This is a genomic window from Massilia rhizosphaerae (assembly GCF_016093545.1).
In the GTDB taxonomy this organism is placed as follows: domain Bacteria; phylum Pseudomonadota; class Gammaproteobacteria; order Burkholderiales; family Burkholderiaceae_D; genus Telluria; species Telluria rhizosphaerae.
Genome location: NZ_JADKYX010000001.1, coordinates 522253 through 540180 on the forward strand (window position 1 = coordinate 522253; position 17928 = coordinate 540180).

A 17928-nucleotide genomic window follows, 5' to 3' on the forward strand; every position below is an offset into this window, starting at 1 on the left:
ATGGCGCAAGCACCACAGAACACCCAGGCCGCTCCGGCCTTCCTCGTCACCGGCGGTTACCAGGGCGCGAAGGCGCCGCTGCAAAACGGCGTGGTGGCCCTGATCAACAACCAGGTGGTGAGCTTCAGCAGCCCCACCTCCACGCCGGTGCAGTCGACCGCGCCCGCGCTGAGCAACCCGCAAGGCCTGTGCGGCGACATCAACAATGGCGTCGCCGTGTACAGCGGCACCAAGGTCGCGTACCTGAACAGCGTGGGCGTGGCCGGCGCGCGCTGGTACAGCCTGCCGGCCCTGCCGTCGGGTGCCGGTTCCATCAAGGCCATGTCCGGGGACCTGCTGAATGGCCTCGTGATCAGCGACGGCACCAATTTGTACAGCCTGCAGTTCAGCGGCGGCGCGCCGGAGTGGACCCTGCTGACGGCGCCGCCCGCCGGCACCATCATCGGCGTGGCCGGCGATCCGACCACTGGCGTCCTGCTGGTGATCGGCTCGCCCAACGGCCCGTCCAGCCTGTACTACGCGGCGGGTGGCTGCTCCTGCGCCTGGGTGCCTCTCAGCGCCGGGGGCAGCAGCCTGCCGGTGGCGCGCATCCAGGTGTCGCTCGTGTGCGGTAATGTCAACGGCTTCATCGTCTTTGGCGAAAACCAGTTCTACACCTACACGGTGAAGTTCACCCCCGGCTCCGCCACCGCGCCGGCCGTGGCCGCCGCCACCCCGAACCGCCTGCCGCCGCCGCCGTTCGCCGTCACCGCCATCACCGGCGACCCGGTCAACGGCTGCACCGCGCTGGCCGGCGCATCGGGCCTGATCGCCAACACCGGCAACAGCTTCAGCGGCTGGACCGTGATCAGCGCCAGCGCGCCCACGCCGGCACCGTCCGCGCCGTCCGCGTCGTCCGCACCGTCGGCCCCGGCCGGCGGCAGCGGCAATGCCGGCGCCGCCGCGCCGGAGCAGATACAGCAGGCAGCGTAAGCGCAAGGCGCGTCCGGCCCGCGGGCCGGCGCGCCGTTTTTCCGGACCAGCGGACATCGCCATGATCGACAAAGCACTCAAGTTCATCCTCGCCGAACTGAACAACTATCTCGACGCCAGCTTTCCCGGCAACGAGAAGACGGCCGTTCTCGCCAGCCTGTCCAATCCGGACGACAGCGTGCCGCTCGGCATCGACAACAAGCTGGTGCTCACGCTGGTCAACATTGAACGCGAAACGGCGGTCGGCTCCACCGGCTTCGTCTCGCGCCAGGGCGCGGCCTACGGCAAGACCAATCCCACGCTGTTCCTCAACCTCTACGTGCTGCTGTCCGCGTCCTACGCCAACAACTACGCCGACGGCGCGCTCAGGATGCTGAGCCATGCGATGGCTTTTTTCCAGGCGAAGTGGGGGTTCGATCCGCAGAATTCGGCCGACTTCCCGCCCGGCATGAGCCAGCTCAGCATGGAGGTGGTGAGCCTGAGCATGTCCGAGCTGAGCACGCTGTGGGCGGTCCTGGGCGCCAACTACCTGCCGTCCGTGGTGTACAAGCTGCGCATGGTGACGGTGCAGGAGGACTGGGTCATCACCCCGATTCCCGGCGTGGACACGACGGCGCCGGTCCTGGCGGGCACCCAGGCATGAGGCTTTCCCGGCTGTTCGGCATCGGCATCGTGCATCCGTATTTCGGCACCGGGCCTTGCACGGCCCTGTCGCTGCGTCCCACGCCCGCCTGCCTCGGGCTGATGCAGCAATACGGCTTGTACTTCCAGCCGCTGGCCGACGGCGGCGCCGTGTTCTGCAGGGACCCGCAGCGCGCCGCAACGTACGCGTCGCCGCAGCCGCTGGATTTCACGCTGTACAACAGCGATCCGGCGCTGCTCAATTACAGCGCCATCGACCAGTCCGCGCTGAGCGCCTCGTCCGGCAAGGGACAGGCGCTGAGCGACACCCTGTTCTATGCCGATAACCTGGGCAGCGCCGCGGGCGCACTGTGCCCGGACTTTGCGGACAGCGCCCTGGTCCTGCGCCCGTCCGGCTTCACCGTGCCGCTCGCGGCGCCCGTGTCCGCCGCCCGTGTCGCAGTGATCGACGCGCTGGGCCAGCCGCGCTACACGGGCACGACGCCCGAGGCGCCGCAGGCGGCCGTCGCGCTCGCGCTGGGCGCGCTGCCGGCGGGCCGCTACAGTGTGCTGGCCGACGACGCCACGGTGCTCGATTTCTACCTGCAGCCGCAACCCTGTGCCCGCAGCTTCGGCGTGCTGGCGGTGTATCCCGGCGGGCCGCTGCAGGCGCCCCTGATGGAACGCGGCTGCCCGGCCATCGCCGCCGACGGCAGCCTGACCGACCCGCAGTACACCTTTACGCTGGCGCCGCGGGCGACGGTGTGGCGCTACCACGTCTTCAGCAGCACCCTGCAGCTGGGCGCGTGGACGGTGCAGGCGGCGGCGCCGGGCGATGCGGCGGGGCCGTCCTTCGTCTGCACCAATCCCGACGCCACGGCGGCGCCGTGGATCTTCGAGTCGCAGCAGCCGATCGCGATGGCCGCCTTCCCGGACGCCTACCGCATCACCTTGAACAAGCCGGTCGCGGCGGGCCGCAAGGGCCGGGGCGGACAGAAGATCGCGCTGCCTTACGCGCGCGGGGCGTCGCTGGTGCAGCCCGGCGCCGATCCGCTGGGCGGCACCAGCGACATCTTCGTTTATCTGTAACGCCGATGGAACGCCGCCACGACAGCGTCCATGCCCAGCCGCCCGCCGCCGCCCCGCGCCGGCAGGGAACGCCGCAAGCGCAGACGGCGCTGCACCGCATGGCGCTGGACAGCGGCCGCGCGACGGCACAGCGCAGGCTGGCCGCGATGGTGCAGTCGAGCGGGCGCGTACAGGCACAGGGCCGCCTGTGCCAGCTCGTGGCCCAGAGCCCGCGCATGCAGGCCCAGCGCGCACCGGCGCACGCGCCCAAGAACGGCGGCGCGCCGTTGCCGGCGGGCCTGCGCAGCGGGATTTTCCAGCTGTCCGGCATCGACCTGGCCGGCGCGAGCGTGTACCGCAACTCGCCCGCGCCGGGCCGCATCCAGGCGCACGCGTATGCGCAGGCGGGACAGATCCACCTCGGGCCGGGACAGGAAAGGCATTTGCCGCACGAAGCCTGGCACCTCGTCCAGCAGGCGCAAGGCCGGGTGCGCGCAACGATGCAGGCGAAGGGCATCGCCATCAACGACGACAAGGCCCTGGAACACGAAGCGGACCGCATGGGCGCGCGCGCCGAACGGCTGGGGCGCGGCAGCGGCGGCGCGGCGGCGCCCGCGGCAAGCCCGATCCAGCGCGCCGCCGCGCCGGTGGCGCAGGCGTTCTGGCTGCGGCGCGACGGCAATCCGCCGGAATGGATCAACAACGCGCGCAAGGTGGACGCGCTGCTGGCGCCGGAGCCCGCGCCCCCCGCCGCCGAGGCGCAAGGCCAGGACGGCGGCGCGGCCTTCGAGAACAGCTACCACGGCAGCGTGATCTACCGCCTCGCCGGACAAGTGCAGGTGCCCTGGGACGCGCTGTCGCGCCTCATCACCTTGCTCGGCGCGGCGCGCATGCAGGCCGTGTACGTGCGCCAGTTCTCCTTGTGGGGCACCGAGGCCGGGGTGGCGGCGCTGGAGGCGCAGCTGGACAACCTGGCGCGCATGGACCTGAACGTGCTGCAGGCGCTGTTCGCCCAGCCGGCGCACGACGTCGCGCACCTGCTGCGCGCGGCCAGCGGGCCCGACTTCCGCCGCCTGTTCGGCGGCAAGCGCGAACGGCAGTTGGAACTGGTCCAAAGCGGCGCCTGGCGCACCGTGCAACTTCCGCTTCCACCCGAGGAAGCCGCCGCGGACGACGCGCAGGCGGAGGGCGGCGCGGAGAACGGACGCAAGCCGGACGACGCGCACGGCACGGCCCAGACGCCCGCGCCGGCGACCCCGGCGGCCCAGCGCGCCGCCATCCGCGCCGCACTGATCGAACGCATCGCCGACAAGCACGGCGCCGCGCCGCGCGAGGGTCCCGGTCAATGGCTGGATGGCCTGGCGCGGCAATGGAGCAGCGCGCACATCGCGGACAATATCGGCGTGGCCGACGCGGCCCGCGGCCGCAGCGTCGCGTCCCTCGCCGCGATCGACTTGCCGGGCGCGCCGGGCGGCATCTTCCACGGCGCGCAGGAGAGAGTACGCACCGCCGTGGCCGACGGCCCCTACGAAACGGCCGACGCGGTGGTGCAGCGCCGTCCCGGCCAGGCGCGCATCGGCGGCGACTATACCGACCCCGCGGGACGCAAGCACGAGGGCGCGGTGCGGGGCAGTTTCAGCGGCTACCTGAGCGGGATGAGCGGCCGCCACGACATCGGCTCCATGATGGCCAGCGGCACCGGCGCCGCCAGCGCCTGGCTGACGGCGCGCACGGAGGCGGACGGCGGCATGAGCGGCCGGCTGTCCGGCACCATCGGCCTGCCCGACGCCTTCATCACGCTGGACGCGGAACATGCCCGGTTCGAAGGCAGCGGCGCCCTGCATTCGCGCATGGACGCGACGCTGGAACCCACGCTCGCGCACTGGCGCGCGGGCGAGGGCGGTGCACACGCCGATGCCGGACGCCAGATCCTCAGCGACGGTGCGGGCAACCGCGCCGTGCTGCGCGAACAGTCGCTCACTCTGCCGGGCACGCAGGCGGGCCAGCAGATTACCGCGCAGCTGCATGGCAGCAGTTTGGGCTGGAATCATCCGGTGCGCAATACCGGCCGCTATTCCGGCCTCAGCGTGGAGCTCCAGGCGGCGGGCGCGGAACCGGCGGGCGTTTTCCAGACCGGCAGCCTGCACGCGATCGTCCACCACGCGGGCGCCGCCGGGACGCGGCGCCGTTATGCGCGCAGCAGTGAAGCCGCAACGGGGCCCGCCACGCTGGACGGCGTGCTGCTCGCGCCCACGCTGGAACTCACCGGGGGCATCGACCAGCTGGTGGCGGCGCAACAGCTGACGTCCGCGGCGGCGGCCGTGGCGCGCATGGGCTTCGCCGCCTCGACGCCGGCGCTCAAGCCCGCCAGCGCGGCACCCGACATCGCGCTCGCCAGCGTGCTCAAGGCGGGCAGCAGCTACAGCGTGACCGCCGACCGCAAGAAATACGAGTTCCGGCTCGAGGCGCTGGCGCTGCCCGCGCACTGGAGCGAGGGACGCTTCCTTTACCGTTTCCGCCTCGACTACCGGCCGGACGCCCGCTACTTGCCGCAATCTTGAGGAGTGCACGTGAAAAAATCCGAACCCGTACCGCCCGCGCTTCTCACGCATGCCGGCGCGAGGCCGGCACGCCGCCCCGCCACCGCGAAGGAGCGGATGGCCGCCGACAGCCCGCGCATGGCCGGACCGCGCAAGCTGGGCGAAGCCGTCAACCGCAGCCCGCGCGCGCGGCTCGACAACGCGCACCAGGCGCTGGTGATGCTGAATGCGGAACTGGCGCAGCAGGAAGACGACGAGGAGAAGGGCTGAGCCATGCGTAGCCGGGTTGCGCCGAAAGTGCAGGGTGCCGTCGCCGCAAGCGGCAGGGGCAAGGCGTCCACGCGGTCCGGCGGTATCCAGGACTTGCGTCCGCAGGCCGACGTGCGCAGCAGCCTGCAGCAGGCGGTCGACGGCAGCCCGCGCGTGGCGCAGTTGCAGTCGATGCAGCGGCTGGCCAACGGGGGCGCCGTCGGCGAGGACACTGGCTCCGCCCCCGGCGCCGCACCGATCGAGGCCCCGTTCGCGCATCCGATCGACGCGCCGCCGCCCGAGGCTGACGAGACACCGGCGCAGTTGCACGAGCGGTTGGGCCGCGCGGCCCAGGCGATCTTGTCGCAGCCGCCGAGCAAGGGCATGTCGCCGGCGCAGGCGCTGGCGGAGCGCAGGCGCTTGGCCCGTCAGCTCGAGGCCTATTTCTCGGAACAGCTCGAGCCCGGCATCGGGATGTTCATCACCGTCGATGCCGGGCCCGATCCCCGGCGCAGCAACGGCCTCGAAATTACCATCCTGATCGCCCCCAATGACTGGAAGACGCGTTTCAAGATCGCGGCCGGCCTCGTCATGGCCGGCACGGTGCTGTACTGGATGTGGCGCGGCGGGCGCGGCGGCGGCGGCGGCCAGGCCAGCGGCCGCGCTCAGGCGACCGAGCGACAGCCGCTGACGGACAGGCAGTCGCCGGTGGCCGACGCGGGGCCGATCGACGCGTCGATCCGCGGTCTGCCCAACCAGGACAACGACTGCTTCCTCAACTCGATTATCCAGCTGCTCGCAGGCGCCTACCCGGCTCTCCTGACCGCCAACGACAGCATGCGTACCGAGCTGCGCGCTTTCGTGCGCGCCCACAATAGCGCGATCACGCCCGACACCTGCGAGGCGGAGGTCGATGCGCTGCGCGACGCGCTGTCGGTCGACGCACCCGATTTCGGCGCCCTGGTCGGCACCCACGGTCCCGACGCCGCCAACGCCGAACAAGCCCAAGCCCAACTGCGCGCCATCCACGACCGCCGCGGGGCATCGCTGCGCATGCGTGGCCGTCTGCTGTCATTGATACAGCGGGTCAACGATGTCGACGGCGCGCCGATCGGTCCGCACGAGGTGCAGGAGCTGCGCGCCCAGCTCGTCGAGAACGGTATCCTCGCCGGTCCGGCCGAGATCGGCGGCCCCGCCGCGCAGGAGGACGCGCACGAGGTGCTGGGCGCGATACTCGATCTGTTCGCTCCGCCCGAAGGCAACCGTATCGAGGTCGGCAAGCGGGTCACGATCGTGAGTTCGGAGCCGGCGCCCGAAGCGGAGCACGCCGACGTCGCCGACTTCGCGCACGGCGTCCTGGCGCGACCCGAGGCACCGGAGCCCACGCTGCTGGTGCCGCTCGCCGGCCACGACGATCTCATCAGCTACCTCAATGATACGTTCGGCGGCGACGGCGTCGAAGAAGAGGCGGACATGCGGGCGCGCAACGATGGCGTCGGGGTGCACATCACGCGGCAACGGGTCGCCAGTCGCTTCACGCGGCTGCCGCAGGTGATGACGATTGTGCTGCAACGCTCCTTGCCCGATGGGCGCAAGGAGGGAAAGCGCTTCGGCATGCCCGAGCGCCTTACGTTGCTCGAAGGCGATCCGCCGGTCCGGCGCAAGCGCTACCGCCTGACCAGCGTCGTCTATCATCAAGGCGGCGGCAGGGGCGGCCATTATTGGGCGCACCGCCGCCACATGGGCCAATGGCAGCTTGCCGATGATCGCGTGACCCGCGTCGATCGGCAGCCCGGCGGCGAGGCCGGCGAACGCGACCTGCCGCACGACGTCAACCACGGCTACGTGTACAGCTATGTGCTCGAGGAGGATCAACCGTGCGACGACGGCGGTCAGGTGGCCACCGGCGCGGATTTCGATGCCACCGGGTTGCCGCCCCCGCTGGCCGGCGGGGGGACCGGCACCGGCCACCCGTCGACCCGGCGCGGAACGTCGACGGCGCCGCGCTCGACCAGCGTGCCCGAGCTCGGGGTGACTGCCCCCATCGAGGCGCCGGTGCGCTTGCGCGGCGTCGATGAGGAGCCGCTGGTGATCTCCGAGGTGATGGCGGCGGCCGCCAAGCTCGGCGACCTCGGCATCAGGCCGCTGCCGCCGTCGACGCTGGTATTGCGCGATCCGCGCCTGCCCAGCCGGAAGTTGTCGATCGAGGTCGTGGTCACCGATCCGGGCACCGACGGCGATCCGATGTGGGTCGGCCCCGGCGAAGCGCACCCGCAGCTGATGGTATCGAACCGTGCCGATCTGAGCGACGCGCGCGACTGGTTCGCGATGGCGATCGATCGGATCCGGCAGGGCGCGCTGGCCGGGCTGCGCTACAAGGCGCCGATCGCGCCGACGCGCGCCGAGCCCGAACCGCTCGGCGGCACCCGTGTGGTCAAGGATCAGTTGATCGACCGCGACGCCGAGCCGCGGCACGTGAGCACGGTGCACGCCACGCTTGCCTCGTGGCTGCCCGACCGGATCGGCGCCGGCGACGAGGACGATCGGCTGCTCAACGTGACGGTGGCCTACGCCGCACAGCTGGAGATGACCCAGCCGGCGGCCGCGAACCTGGTGCTGGCGCTGAGCGAGCTGTGGCTCAGCTTCAACCCCGGCCTGGTCAATGGCGAAGACGATCTGATCCGGCCGCTCGTGCGGCACCTGTGGCAACAACTGACGCCGCTCGCCGCCGCGCGGGTTCGACAGCGCTCGGAGCGCATCGACGCCGCGCGCGTGATCCCCGAAGGCGAGCGCAAGACCAGGATGGGCAAGCAACCGGAGGTGCAGCAACCGGATCTGCCGAAGGCCTTGCCGACTGCGCTGCCGACCGTGCTGCCCACGGAAGTGCCCGAGGGCGGCGATGACGATTTCCTGTTCGGTTATGGCCTCGACGACGAGTCGACGCCCGAGCCGGTCGATCCGCGCACCAGGTTGGAGCCGGCGTATCTCATGGAGGACGGCTACCGCACGCTGCACGCCGTGCTGGCCGACGAGAATGCCGGCGCCCACGCGAAAGCCCTGCTGAAGGTGCTGCAGGAGACGCCCGGCAATCAGATCAAGCAGGTCGCGTACCAGATCTCGGAGCGGCTGCGCCGCCGCGACGCTCCCACGACCCCGAGTATCGCGGACGGCACCGCAGACGGCCAAGCCGACAGCAGGGCGCTCGACGAGGCGACGCGCGCCTTGGAACCGCTCGGCGTGACCCCGCCAAAGGTGGGCGAGGGCAGCGGCGCCGAACTCGCGCCGGCCAAGGCCAAGGGCGACGCCGATCCGTTCCACGATATTTTCGGCAAGCTCAACAATACCAACGTGCGCGCGGTTTGCGCCGAGTTCCTCGAGGCCGAGGACGTGCCCATCGACCTGGGAAATGTCGGTGTGCGGGTGCGTAAGACGCGGGTGCAGAAGACTCTGCCCGTCCCCGCCGAGATCGAGGCCGCGACCGAAAGCTTCTTCATCAGTCCCGCCGACGCCGAGATGCTGCAACGCCTGCTCGGCTTCCATACGGCGACCCGGCTGATCTCTTACTACCGTTCGAACAACGCGATCGTGTCGATCCGCGCCCTTGTCGGACAGCTGCGCAAGCTTGCACCCACGCTGGCGGAGGCGGCGTGGCCGCCACTCACCGACACTTCCCTGGTGCTCGACACGAACGTGGTCAAGGCGCTGCTGCTGAAGGTCGAGGACCTGAGCAGCGAGGAGCGCGCGGTCCAGCGCAAGGCATTGGCGCTGATCACGCATCTTCGGCCGGCCGACCTGCGCCTGCCCAACATGGTGCTCGGCGAGCTGTCGGCCTTCGGCCCGGGCGTGATGGAACAGTTGAGCGTTGCCGTGCAGAAGCTGTTGGGCCTTTCCGCCCCCATCCCGTGTTATGGTGTGCCGATCGACGGCGCGCGCGACAACGCCAGCCGCGAGGGTAAGTACGCCAGCGACCTGATCGCGATGGAGGAGGCGCAGGTCGGCGGCGGCAAGGGCGCGCCAGACCGCGGGCTGGTCGCCGACACCATGCACGCCACGCGTTCGCAGCAGACCGAGCACCGGCCCGACAGCCCGACGCGCCTGATGACCGCCGACCTCGGCATCGCCAAGCACCTGCGCGAAAACTATTCAAACGCCGTGCTCGGCAGCCACGGGGACGAGGCCGATCCGTACCACTTCACCACCGCCAAGCTCAATGGCAATGTCGACGTCTTCCCGATCGACATCCCCGCGGAGTTCGAGATCCACGGCCGTCCGGCGCTGCCGTCGGCGGATCTCGGCGGCTTCGTGCCGCCGCCCCAGGTCGATCTCGCGCCGCTCCAGCCGCCGGCCGGGCTCGCGCGCGAAGTCTTCATGCGGCCGGTCGGCCCGGTGAGCCGCGATCTGCACGTCTACGACCTGATAGCGCTCATCCGCTCGGGTAACGGCCAGGTCGTCGTCACCGGCGGCGCGGTGCGCGACGCGGTGCACGGCGACGTGCCCAACGACGTCGACCTGACATGCACGTTGAAGCTGGCGCAGCTCGACGCGCTGCTCCAGTCGCACGATCGGTTCAACACCCTGGGCCGCGAGCTGGTGCGCCTGCGCGGGCTGCGCCTGCTCAAGTTGTCGAACGGGAACAACCCGATCGACATCACCTGCGCCGACGAGGGCGAGGACAAGACCCTCGACACCGAAGGGCTGGCGCACGATGCCACCAAGCGCGACTTCCGCATGAACGCATTGTACTTCGACCACGAAGGCAATCTGCACGACCCCACGGGCGAAGGCGTGGCGGACGCGCTGCAGAAGCGCCTGGTGCTCGTCGCCGACAAGTTCTTCGGCGATCTGAGCAAATCCGAGGACCCGCCTTTCGAAGAGATCGGGCGCTCGTTCAAGTTCGTCGGCCGCGACTACCGGATGCCGGAAGAGCAGCAGGCGCTGCTGCGCCAGGCGTACCTGGCGCTGATCGAGCGCGCGCGCGGCCAGGACGCCACCGAGGTTGCGGACACCGTGCGCATGTTGGAGAAGGCGCGCGAGAAAACGCCGGTCGAGATCATGCAGACGATGACCAAGCTCGGCTTCTCGGACCGGGCGATTCGCGCGCTGTTCCCCGACTCGGTGGCGGGCCTCGCCGCCGACCGCACGCCGGCGTTCGAGCGCAATGTCGTACCGCGTCGCCTCGACAACCCCAAGACCGAAGACGACGTGGTGCCGGGCGCCGCGCCCCAGGTCAAGATCGACGATGAGCACGGCGGCGTCTACCAGTACCGGGTGTTCGCGCGCACCGAGGACCCGGAAGAGCGGCTGATGATCGACATCGACTTCACCGATCACGACTTGCCCGGCCACCGTGCGCAGCACCATCACATCTACCGCTGGAAAGCCTCGTCGCGAACGTGGGACAAGCATATCGCCGGCTTGTCGAAGACCGGGCAGCCCGGCCGGCCCGACCTCGACGGCGACCTCTACCGCGGACCGCGGCCGTGGTTGGTCGAGGAGGCGCTCAGCGACGGCGAGGTCGACGCCAAGACCTTGGTCGAGCAGCTCAACAAGGGCCTGAAGGGATTTTCGTATCACGCAACCGTGGCCGACGGGTTGGTCGATCTCGGCGGCGAGCTGTTGCTGCACCCGGCCAAGGTGCGGCAGATGCAGGTCAACGGCACCCTCCGCCTGGTCTTCATGTTGGTCGAAAATATTGTGACGCACGGCAAAATGCCGCCGCCGCAGGACGAGTCGCTCGACGAGCTGACCAAGACCGGCGGCGAGCGCCTGCGCTTCCACCGCCATCTCGCCGACGTCGACATGATGCTCAAGGCCCTCGGTGTCGACGGCGAGGCCTTGTTCGCGAACATACCGGTCGCCGGCAAGATCCGGCTCTACGACCTGCTGGTCGTGTGGCACCGCAGCCCCGTGACGCTGGAGGCGGCGATGCGGTCGGCGCTGAAGCATAACCCGCAGAGCGTGGAGCAGCTGGTCGAGCTGTGCGAGGCCAGCCTGGCGCTGGCCGAGCAGAATGCGAGCGAGCCGGGCGAGGTGCTCGACGGGGCACTGCAGGATGCCGGGCAGCATGCGCCTGGCGCCATCGACGGTGGGACGCGCGACCAGCAGCAGGCCGCGATCCAAGTCGCCGCCCGGAACCGCAAGTTGAAGTTCGGCACGCCGTCGGCGGCGGCCTACCATTGGCTCAAGCATGGCAAGGAACTGGGGCCGAGCGGGTCGACGCGCGAGACGTTCGGACTCGATGCCTACGTGGCCGCCGCCAACGACGCGATCGCGGCGGCCGAGGACCTGTCGGTCGAGGTCGAGCAGACCGGCGCCACGGCATTCGTGTTCATGCACAAGGCGGTCGGCGGCGACATCAAGGCGGTGGTCAAGGTGGCCGACGGAAGGGCGCAGATCGCCACTTGCTTCCGGCGAACGCCGCGGCAACGCCCCGCCGAAGCACTGCGCCTGCCACGGCCCGAGGCGCTGGAGCGGCTGGGGGTCGTGACCACACTGGTGAAGCCGGAGCAAGCGCCGCGCGCCGACCAAATGGAACGTCTCGTGGCCGCTCTCGAGGAAGAGGTGGCGAAGGCGGTGGGGGCGGACGCCGCCCCGCGGCGGCTGGCGATCCGCCGCCTCGTGGACTGGGCGGATGCCCGCGTAGACGTGCCCGGTGTCGCCAGCGATCGTGTCGAGGGCTGGCGCAAGCGGCTGGCGGAGGTCCGGCGGCTGGCCGTGGCCTGACGATAATTTTCGGCCACGACCGGGACATGGAGTCCGGGATGATCGTTCGGGAACCGGCTATCGATCCAGCGTCGGCGGGGTTGTAAGTATTGTCGTTTTCCGTGACGCGTTACGGAAATGACATAAATTCGCATAATCTATATTATGTCAAATATGGTATAAGCTTGTGCCCGTTCTCTTCTCTGCCCACGTCAGTAGTAATACGCCGACACGAAATCGGGTTCGCAGCGACATGAATATGAGGTCTTCGCGGAATCGGCAGAAAAGGTAAAAATTCGTGTCGCGGGCTGAGCACCGGACCAACATGGATCGGTGACACCTCCTCTGTTTGCTCCCGTACTCGCCGGCGATCTACTCTGTTGGCTGTCGTGGCTGCGCTGGCACGCTTGTGAGTTCGGCCAGGACAACTTCCTTTGCCTGCAACGTCGACTCAGGGGCGCTGCGGCTGCTTCCGCTTGGCTGCTTCCGCTTGGCTGCTCCGGCCAAGCTGGTGGTAGTCGAGATCGATTACCGCAAGGACGACAACAACTCACGCAGCTGGCTGACAGAGACATTCCAGTGCCGTTCATCAAACGTCGTCCGCTGAAGCAATCGTGCCGCACCAAGCGAAGCAGATATACCGATCAATGTAGCTCTGGCCGTCACCAGACTACGGAGGCCAAATGGCCTGAGTATTCGTCCCTGGACTCGACACAGGGCCGACAGCATTCCGAACGCTCGCAGGTCGGCTCGTAACGGCAAGTAGCGGCAGATTAGGCAGCGGCTAATCATCGAATTCATTCGGCTCGGTCAACTTTACGAGATGAATACGACGCTGAGCAATTGAGTTCGTGTCTTACGTGACTAAAACGGACCCCACTTCGATACTGAGCTATAAGGCGATTAACTCGACATTACGCGTTATAATGTCGAGTTGAAAGGATGCGCTCGAAGTGGCGCGGCGATGCGCTAATTTCCTGCTTTTATTCCCGGCTTTTCGTGGCCGGCCTCATCCGCTATGGATCAGCGGACTGCTACGATCTATCGGAAACATTGAGGCATCGACGATTCTATCTGAAAGTCAAGAAAGGCCGGAAATTTGAACTGCTTACGCGTCGTTTTTGCTTGCTGTCTTGCCCTGCCGACTGCTTCTTGGGTTGAGCTGAACTGAGAGCTGGGCGGCGTGCGGTCTGTTTGAGCTATCCTCGCAACCGGGGCTAGACTGGAGGGTATCTCTATGGACATAACGATGCTTTCTGCCGGCGTACCGCTTCCCTCCCCTACTTGTAGCGGCCTCCTACTAGCGGTTCGGGTAGAAGGATGTTGTACAGACATCGGTAGCACGCGTCTTTAAATCCTGGTGCGCAGCGTAAGTTTAAAATTTAATTTTTATACAAAACGAAAGTCCGCCAACCTAGACCTTATCAGTTTGGCGCCTACCTTGGGACTTCCTGCCCGCCGATTTTATGGGCGGGGCCGGCTTTGTTGCAGCCGCCTTCGGCGGCTTCACACTGCCTTTCGGTACCGACACATCGAGCACAAACACCTTGATACGCTCAGACATCCCAGGAGGAATCGACTTCTTTAAGTCATTGTATAAAGTTTCCGGCGATGTCGAGTGCGTCTTACCGTACCAGAAAACTCCGAAAATGCCCCGCCCGGACGCTTGCGGCAGACGTGTGTAGCGGTCCAATTGGTCCTGGATTGCAGTCGGCACGTCGGCATGCGAATCTCGCTTGAGTTCGATGACGAGTTTCAGGTTTCCATGACTCAGCAGGATATCGACCCGCTTATTGTCCCGCATGCTGCCTTCCGGCTGAATATCCACCCTATAGGGCGCGAGCCGGTAAGCAAATAGCCCCATGAGCACGTCGCGCGCGCTGTTCTCGCACTTTTCTTGGGTGGCCCGTCCGTACTTGTCCTCATTCCAGAACAATTTGTGCAAATTGAAACTTGACCCGGTGACGTCCACTTGGATCTTTTTCATGTGGTCCAAGACCAGTGCTTGCAGATCCTCGACGCTTGCAGGCAGGCCGTTGCGCAGCCTTGCGAGAATATCCGGCCAACGAAACTGCCGGTAATGGCTGTCGACGGTCAGGGTGTGCTGTCTTGGCAAAGCCCTTTCGATTCGCGCCTTGAGGGACGCAAGCGCGGGATTTGCCAGCATCCGTCGCAGCAGACTCCCTGCGGCCGGGTTGGGATTTGTTTCAAGCAGATCGATTAGCGTCATTATCAGCTGATGTGCGTGGCTCATGAAATTTTTCAAGTGCCCGGCGGGAGCGTGCGCGACAACGAAGTCTCCCAAGGTGCCGATGGCGTCGACATCCAGCTTATGCAGTCCGATTGAACGCAAGGATCGCAAGCTACAGACGAGGTACAGCGCGTCGACCAGACCCGCGGCAGCAGATGCCGCTGCGGTCGCCACCGCGGCGTCATGCCGGCGGGGCTCCAGCACCATTGCTGTCGCCAACCACATCAGATAGCCATGTCCGTGAGGAGAAGCCGCAGTTCCTGCCAACATAGAGGCCAGCAGCGCGCTATTTTCTTCCTCGCTGCCGTTGTTCAGCACGAACGGCAGCAGAATTCTGGCCCTTGCCTCGTCCACGTCTGGATGATCCCGCAGAATACCCAGGGCGGCCTCGTTGCTGTACGGCATCAGGGCGGGATTGCCGCACAGCTGGCGCAATCCCTCAAGGGAAGAGGAATTTCGTTCCAAGCATTCCTTGGCAAGGCGCGCGTAGGTGTCGACCGCCAGTACCGGATAGCGATGACAAATTTCCTTTTCCCATGACTGTGCCGCGCTAGGCGAGGCGAACAGCCCGCGCCGTCCCCTGATATAACTGTTCAGCAGGGTGACGGCGGCCAGTCTCGCTTGCAACACTTCCGGCGGAAAAGTCGAACACCCTAATTCGATGCCCGCCGCGATGGCATAGCGGCTTTTCGGCAGCTGATTGTTCACCGCCAGCTCAAGCACCTCCGGGAAAGGGGCGACGTCGGCGCGCGTGGCGAACGCAATCAGACCCTCGGCCACAATGCTGCAGGCATCCTCCCCCAGTTCCTCCCGCAGCCGCTCCATGCCGTACCGACCATTCGTTGGGTAATAGAGCTCGCTCACCTCGGCGAGCACGTCGACCCTTTCTCCGGCACGGATCTTGGCTTCGTTTTCCAAAATGTGCGCCGCGATCCTCGTCCGTCGCGGACCTGGCGCGGGCGTGTACACGGGCTCGCTGACCGGCTTGGGCTGCACCTGTGCGCGGATTTTTTCTGCGACCGCAGCCAGCGCTGGGTCCTCGTGCGCGAGATTCGACAGGATGGCCAGGTGTTTCGCCCCACTGTCTCCTTCCTCATGCGCCAGCGTGAGGGCTGCGTCATACAGGGATTTCATGTCCCACTCCGCCTCTGGGCTGCACAGCAAAGTAATCGCGCGATCCGCCACGAAAGCCGCTGTCATGAGCCCGAACGATATGTCGCGAAGTTCCATCACCCGGGAGAAGTCCGCGCGCCCTACGGCCAGCAAGCGCAGGCTTTGGTCCGCCAGTCCGTTCAACACATCTTCGCGCGCGGAAAAGGCCTGCACCAGTGCCGGCGAAGCGGGCATAAACTCCCCGCCGCCGGAATAGTAATAGCGGAGCAACAGCCAGCCGAACAACCGTCCAGGCTCGTAGGCCTCGCTTCGTTCCAGCACCTGCGCCAGGGCGGCATCGATCAGCGCCAGGACTCTGAATGCGGCCGGGTTCTGGGCAAGCTCGGGTTTCCTTTGCCAGGCATCGTGCAGCCCGTCCAACAGATCCGGCGCGTGCTCATCGTCCACGCGAATATCCAGATGTGGCACCTTGTTCAGGTTCAGCCCATTGCCTGGGGCCTGGGCCTGCTCCAGCATATCCAGCACGTCCTGGGTTCCCAGGTGCCGGCCATACAAGCTTGCAAGCAGGCCTGTCTTCAGCGGCAATTCAGAGTAGGTCACCCCTACTCGCGGATAAATCTCCGCCAGCTGATCATACGGTGGTTCCGGCAGGGCCAGCAGCGCCTCCAGGCTAGCTTCCCGTCCAGGATCATCGCGATCGTTCAATATATGGACGAGTTCGTTCCGTAACTGCGCTTGCGGCTGGCCCAGTCGGATGGCGTCGAGCACAACCGTGCGCAAGTGGACGTCCGTACATGCCGGACCGAGTACTTCCTTAAAGGTCGGCACCATCTCCGGTCCGGACAAGCGACCCAGGTTCAGTTCGGACAGCAATCCGTCATATTCGGCGCTGGCGGGCGCAGCGTCGGCCGCGAGTGCCTGTAGCAGGTGACGCTTGGAGGCGCTCTTCAGCATCCCGACGTCGGCGTAGACCAGCACTCCAGTCGGATCGGCCGCGATAAGTTCGAATGCCTCATCGGGGCCTTGCATGTCCAGCATCACCGCCAGCCAAGCATGTACCCCGCGCAAGGATGAAGCCGGCGTACCCTCTACTCCTATGAGCGCACGCACCCGTCCGAGCGGCAAGCCCGTTGCGATCCGCTCGGCCAGCCACTGCGCCGCCAGAAATTCGGCGACGGTCCGGTGCGAATTGTCCATCATTTCGTCACCGGTCGACACGAATACTCGTCGTCCGAGTGCGGCCAGCATGGCATCCTCATCGTCGAGTGCGATATCCCGGTAGTAAGGAAACTGCTCATCCTCCCCTGGGACCAGCGCGATGCCACCGATGTCGCTCAGTAAACGCAAGGCGCACAGACCACCGCAAACGCTACGTATTTTGTCGAGTTTATACGGACGGCCAATGTGCCGAATTTGTTTGTTATGCTCTACCAGCAATTCTTCGACGGCGCCCTCGTACAGCGGATAACGACCGGTGGGCCAACCGGTTCGGCTCGCCACGAACTTTTGCAGCATCAGGAGGTTCTGTGGATTGCCGAGCAACTCCTGCAAGCCGCGCTGCTTGGCTTGCCTCACGAAGTCCTCTGGGTTCTCCAATTCACGCGACCGCAGCACTTGCAGCATCTGAACCTCGGTCAACGGTTCAAGCATGAGCACTCGGTATTGACGGAAATAATCGCCAAGCTCCATGGTCGAGGCTGCGCTTGCGTACCAATCCGAGGCGCGGCAGGCGATACGGATGCGGGCAGCACCTAAATCGCGAAGCGCGCAGAGGACTTTAGCGAGCGTTTCGCGGAGATCGTTGCCGACACGCTGTTCGTCCAGGGCGTCCACGTACACTGTCCTGCCCTTGAGATCAATATTGGCGCCAAGGCCGAGCAAGCGCGCGGCAGTGGTCAGGCGGCCGTCCTCCTGTACCGAGAAATGCTCGAACAAGCTTGTCTTGCCGGCACCGGCGTGCCCGAGGAGCACCACGCATCTGTCGTCTAGGAAGCCGGAAAAAATTCCCGCCTCCCCGGCGTTGGGTAAGACACACTTCACGTGTCTGTCGTGGATGTCGCTGACAGGGGACGATTCGCTGCCGTGCATGGATTCGCTTATTGGGAAGCTGGATTGCACTGGATTTTCCTACCAAGTTCGGCCATTAAACGGCTTACGCTCGGCGGCGTTAAATGCCATTCAGTCCAATCATTGCTCGCTGCCATCTTAGGCTTCCTCTACTTGTTGAGCACGCTCGCGGCATGCCGGCAAATCCTACCAGCCAGATCTGATTGGCACTAGACAATGCCTCCACCGATTAGGCAAGCCGCCACCGGCGCGCTCTAGCCGGCGCACGTACCGCACTATCATTTGTGCCGCACCGACATCTTCGATTACATCGAAGTCTTTTACGATCGGACGAGGCGACACAGC

At 66.6% G+C, this 17928-nt stretch carries 7 protein-coding genes; 6 read left to right on the top strand and 1 reads right to left on the bottom strand.

Annotated elements, in window-relative coordinates; all coding sequences use genetic code 11:
- The 6 genes from ISF28_RS02225 to ISF28_RS02250 all read left to right on the top strand — a co-directional run bounded on the left by ISF28_RS02225 (position 1) and on the right by ISF28_RS02250 (position 12173).
- On the top strand, positions 1-972 hold the full coding sequence (locus ISF28_RS02225) for a hypothetical protein (protein ID WP_198115486.1): 972 nt from the start codon (positions 1-3) through the stop codon (positions 970-972).
- Between the two features lie 61 nt (positions 973-1033).
- Positions 1034-1615 carry a Pvc16 family protein gene (locus ISF28_RS02230; protein ID WP_198115487.1) on the top strand — a complete coding sequence of 194 codons (582 nt, stop codon included), beginning with the start codon at positions 1034-1036 and terminating at the stop codon, positions 1613-1615.
- Positions 1612-2682, top strand: coding sequence for a hypothetical protein (locus ISF28_RS02235; RefSeq protein WP_198115488.1), 1071 nt, complete (start codon positions 1612-1614; stop codon positions 2680-2682). Before ISF28_RS02230 ends, ISF28_RS02235 begins: the two co-directional genes overlap by 4 nt.
- A 5-nt stretch (positions 2683-2687) precedes the next feature.
- The gene (locus ISF28_RS02240) at positions 2688-5222 is read left to right on the top strand and encodes an eCIS core domain-containing protein (RefSeq protein WP_198115489.1); all 2535 of its coding nucleotides are present in this window, start codon (positions 2688-2690) and stop codon (positions 5220-5222) included.
- Positions 5223-5231: 9 nt separating this feature from the next.
- A complete protein-coding gene (locus tag ISF28_RS02245; RefSeq protein ID WP_198115490.1) occupies positions 5232-5471 on the top strand; it encodes a hypothetical protein in 240 nt (79 codons plus the stop codon).
- A gap of 3 nt (positions 5472-5474) precedes the next feature.
- A complete protein-coding gene (locus tag ISF28_RS02250) occupies positions 5475-12173 on the top strand; it encodes a hypothetical protein (protein WP_198115491.1) in 6699 nt (2232 codons plus the stop codon).
- A gap of 1393 nt (positions 12174-13566) precedes the next feature.
- On the opposite strand, the gene ISF28_RS02255 is transcribed toward ISF28_RS02250, so the two are convergent.
- Entirely contained in the window at positions 13567-17634 is a 4068-nt protein-coding gene (locus tag ISF28_RS02255) for an NACHT domain-containing protein (RefSeq protein WP_198115492.1), read from the bottom strand.
- Between the last annotated feature and the right edge of the window lie 294 nt (positions 17635-17928).

Coding starts and splice junctions, on each gene's coding strand:
- ISF28_RS02250 (WP_198115491.1), top strand. CDS start 5,475: ATGCGTAGCCGGGTTGCGCCGAAAGTGCAGGGTGCCGTCGCCGCAAGC.
- ISF28_RS02225 (WP_198115486.1), top strand. CDS start 1: ATGGCGCAAGCACCACAGAACACCCAGGCCGCTCCGGCCTTCCTCGTC.
- ISF28_RS02230 (WP_198115487.1), top strand. CDS start 1,034: ATGATCGACAAAGCACTCAAGTTCATCCTCGCCGAACTGAACAACTAT.
- ISF28_RS02240 (WP_198115489.1), top strand. CDS start 2,688: ATGGAACGCCGCCACGACAGCGTCCATGCCCAGCCGCCCGCCGCCGCC.
- ISF28_RS02235 (WP_198115488.1), top strand. CDS start 1,612: ATGAGGCTTTCCCGGCTGTTCGGCATCGGCATCGTGCATCCGTATTTC.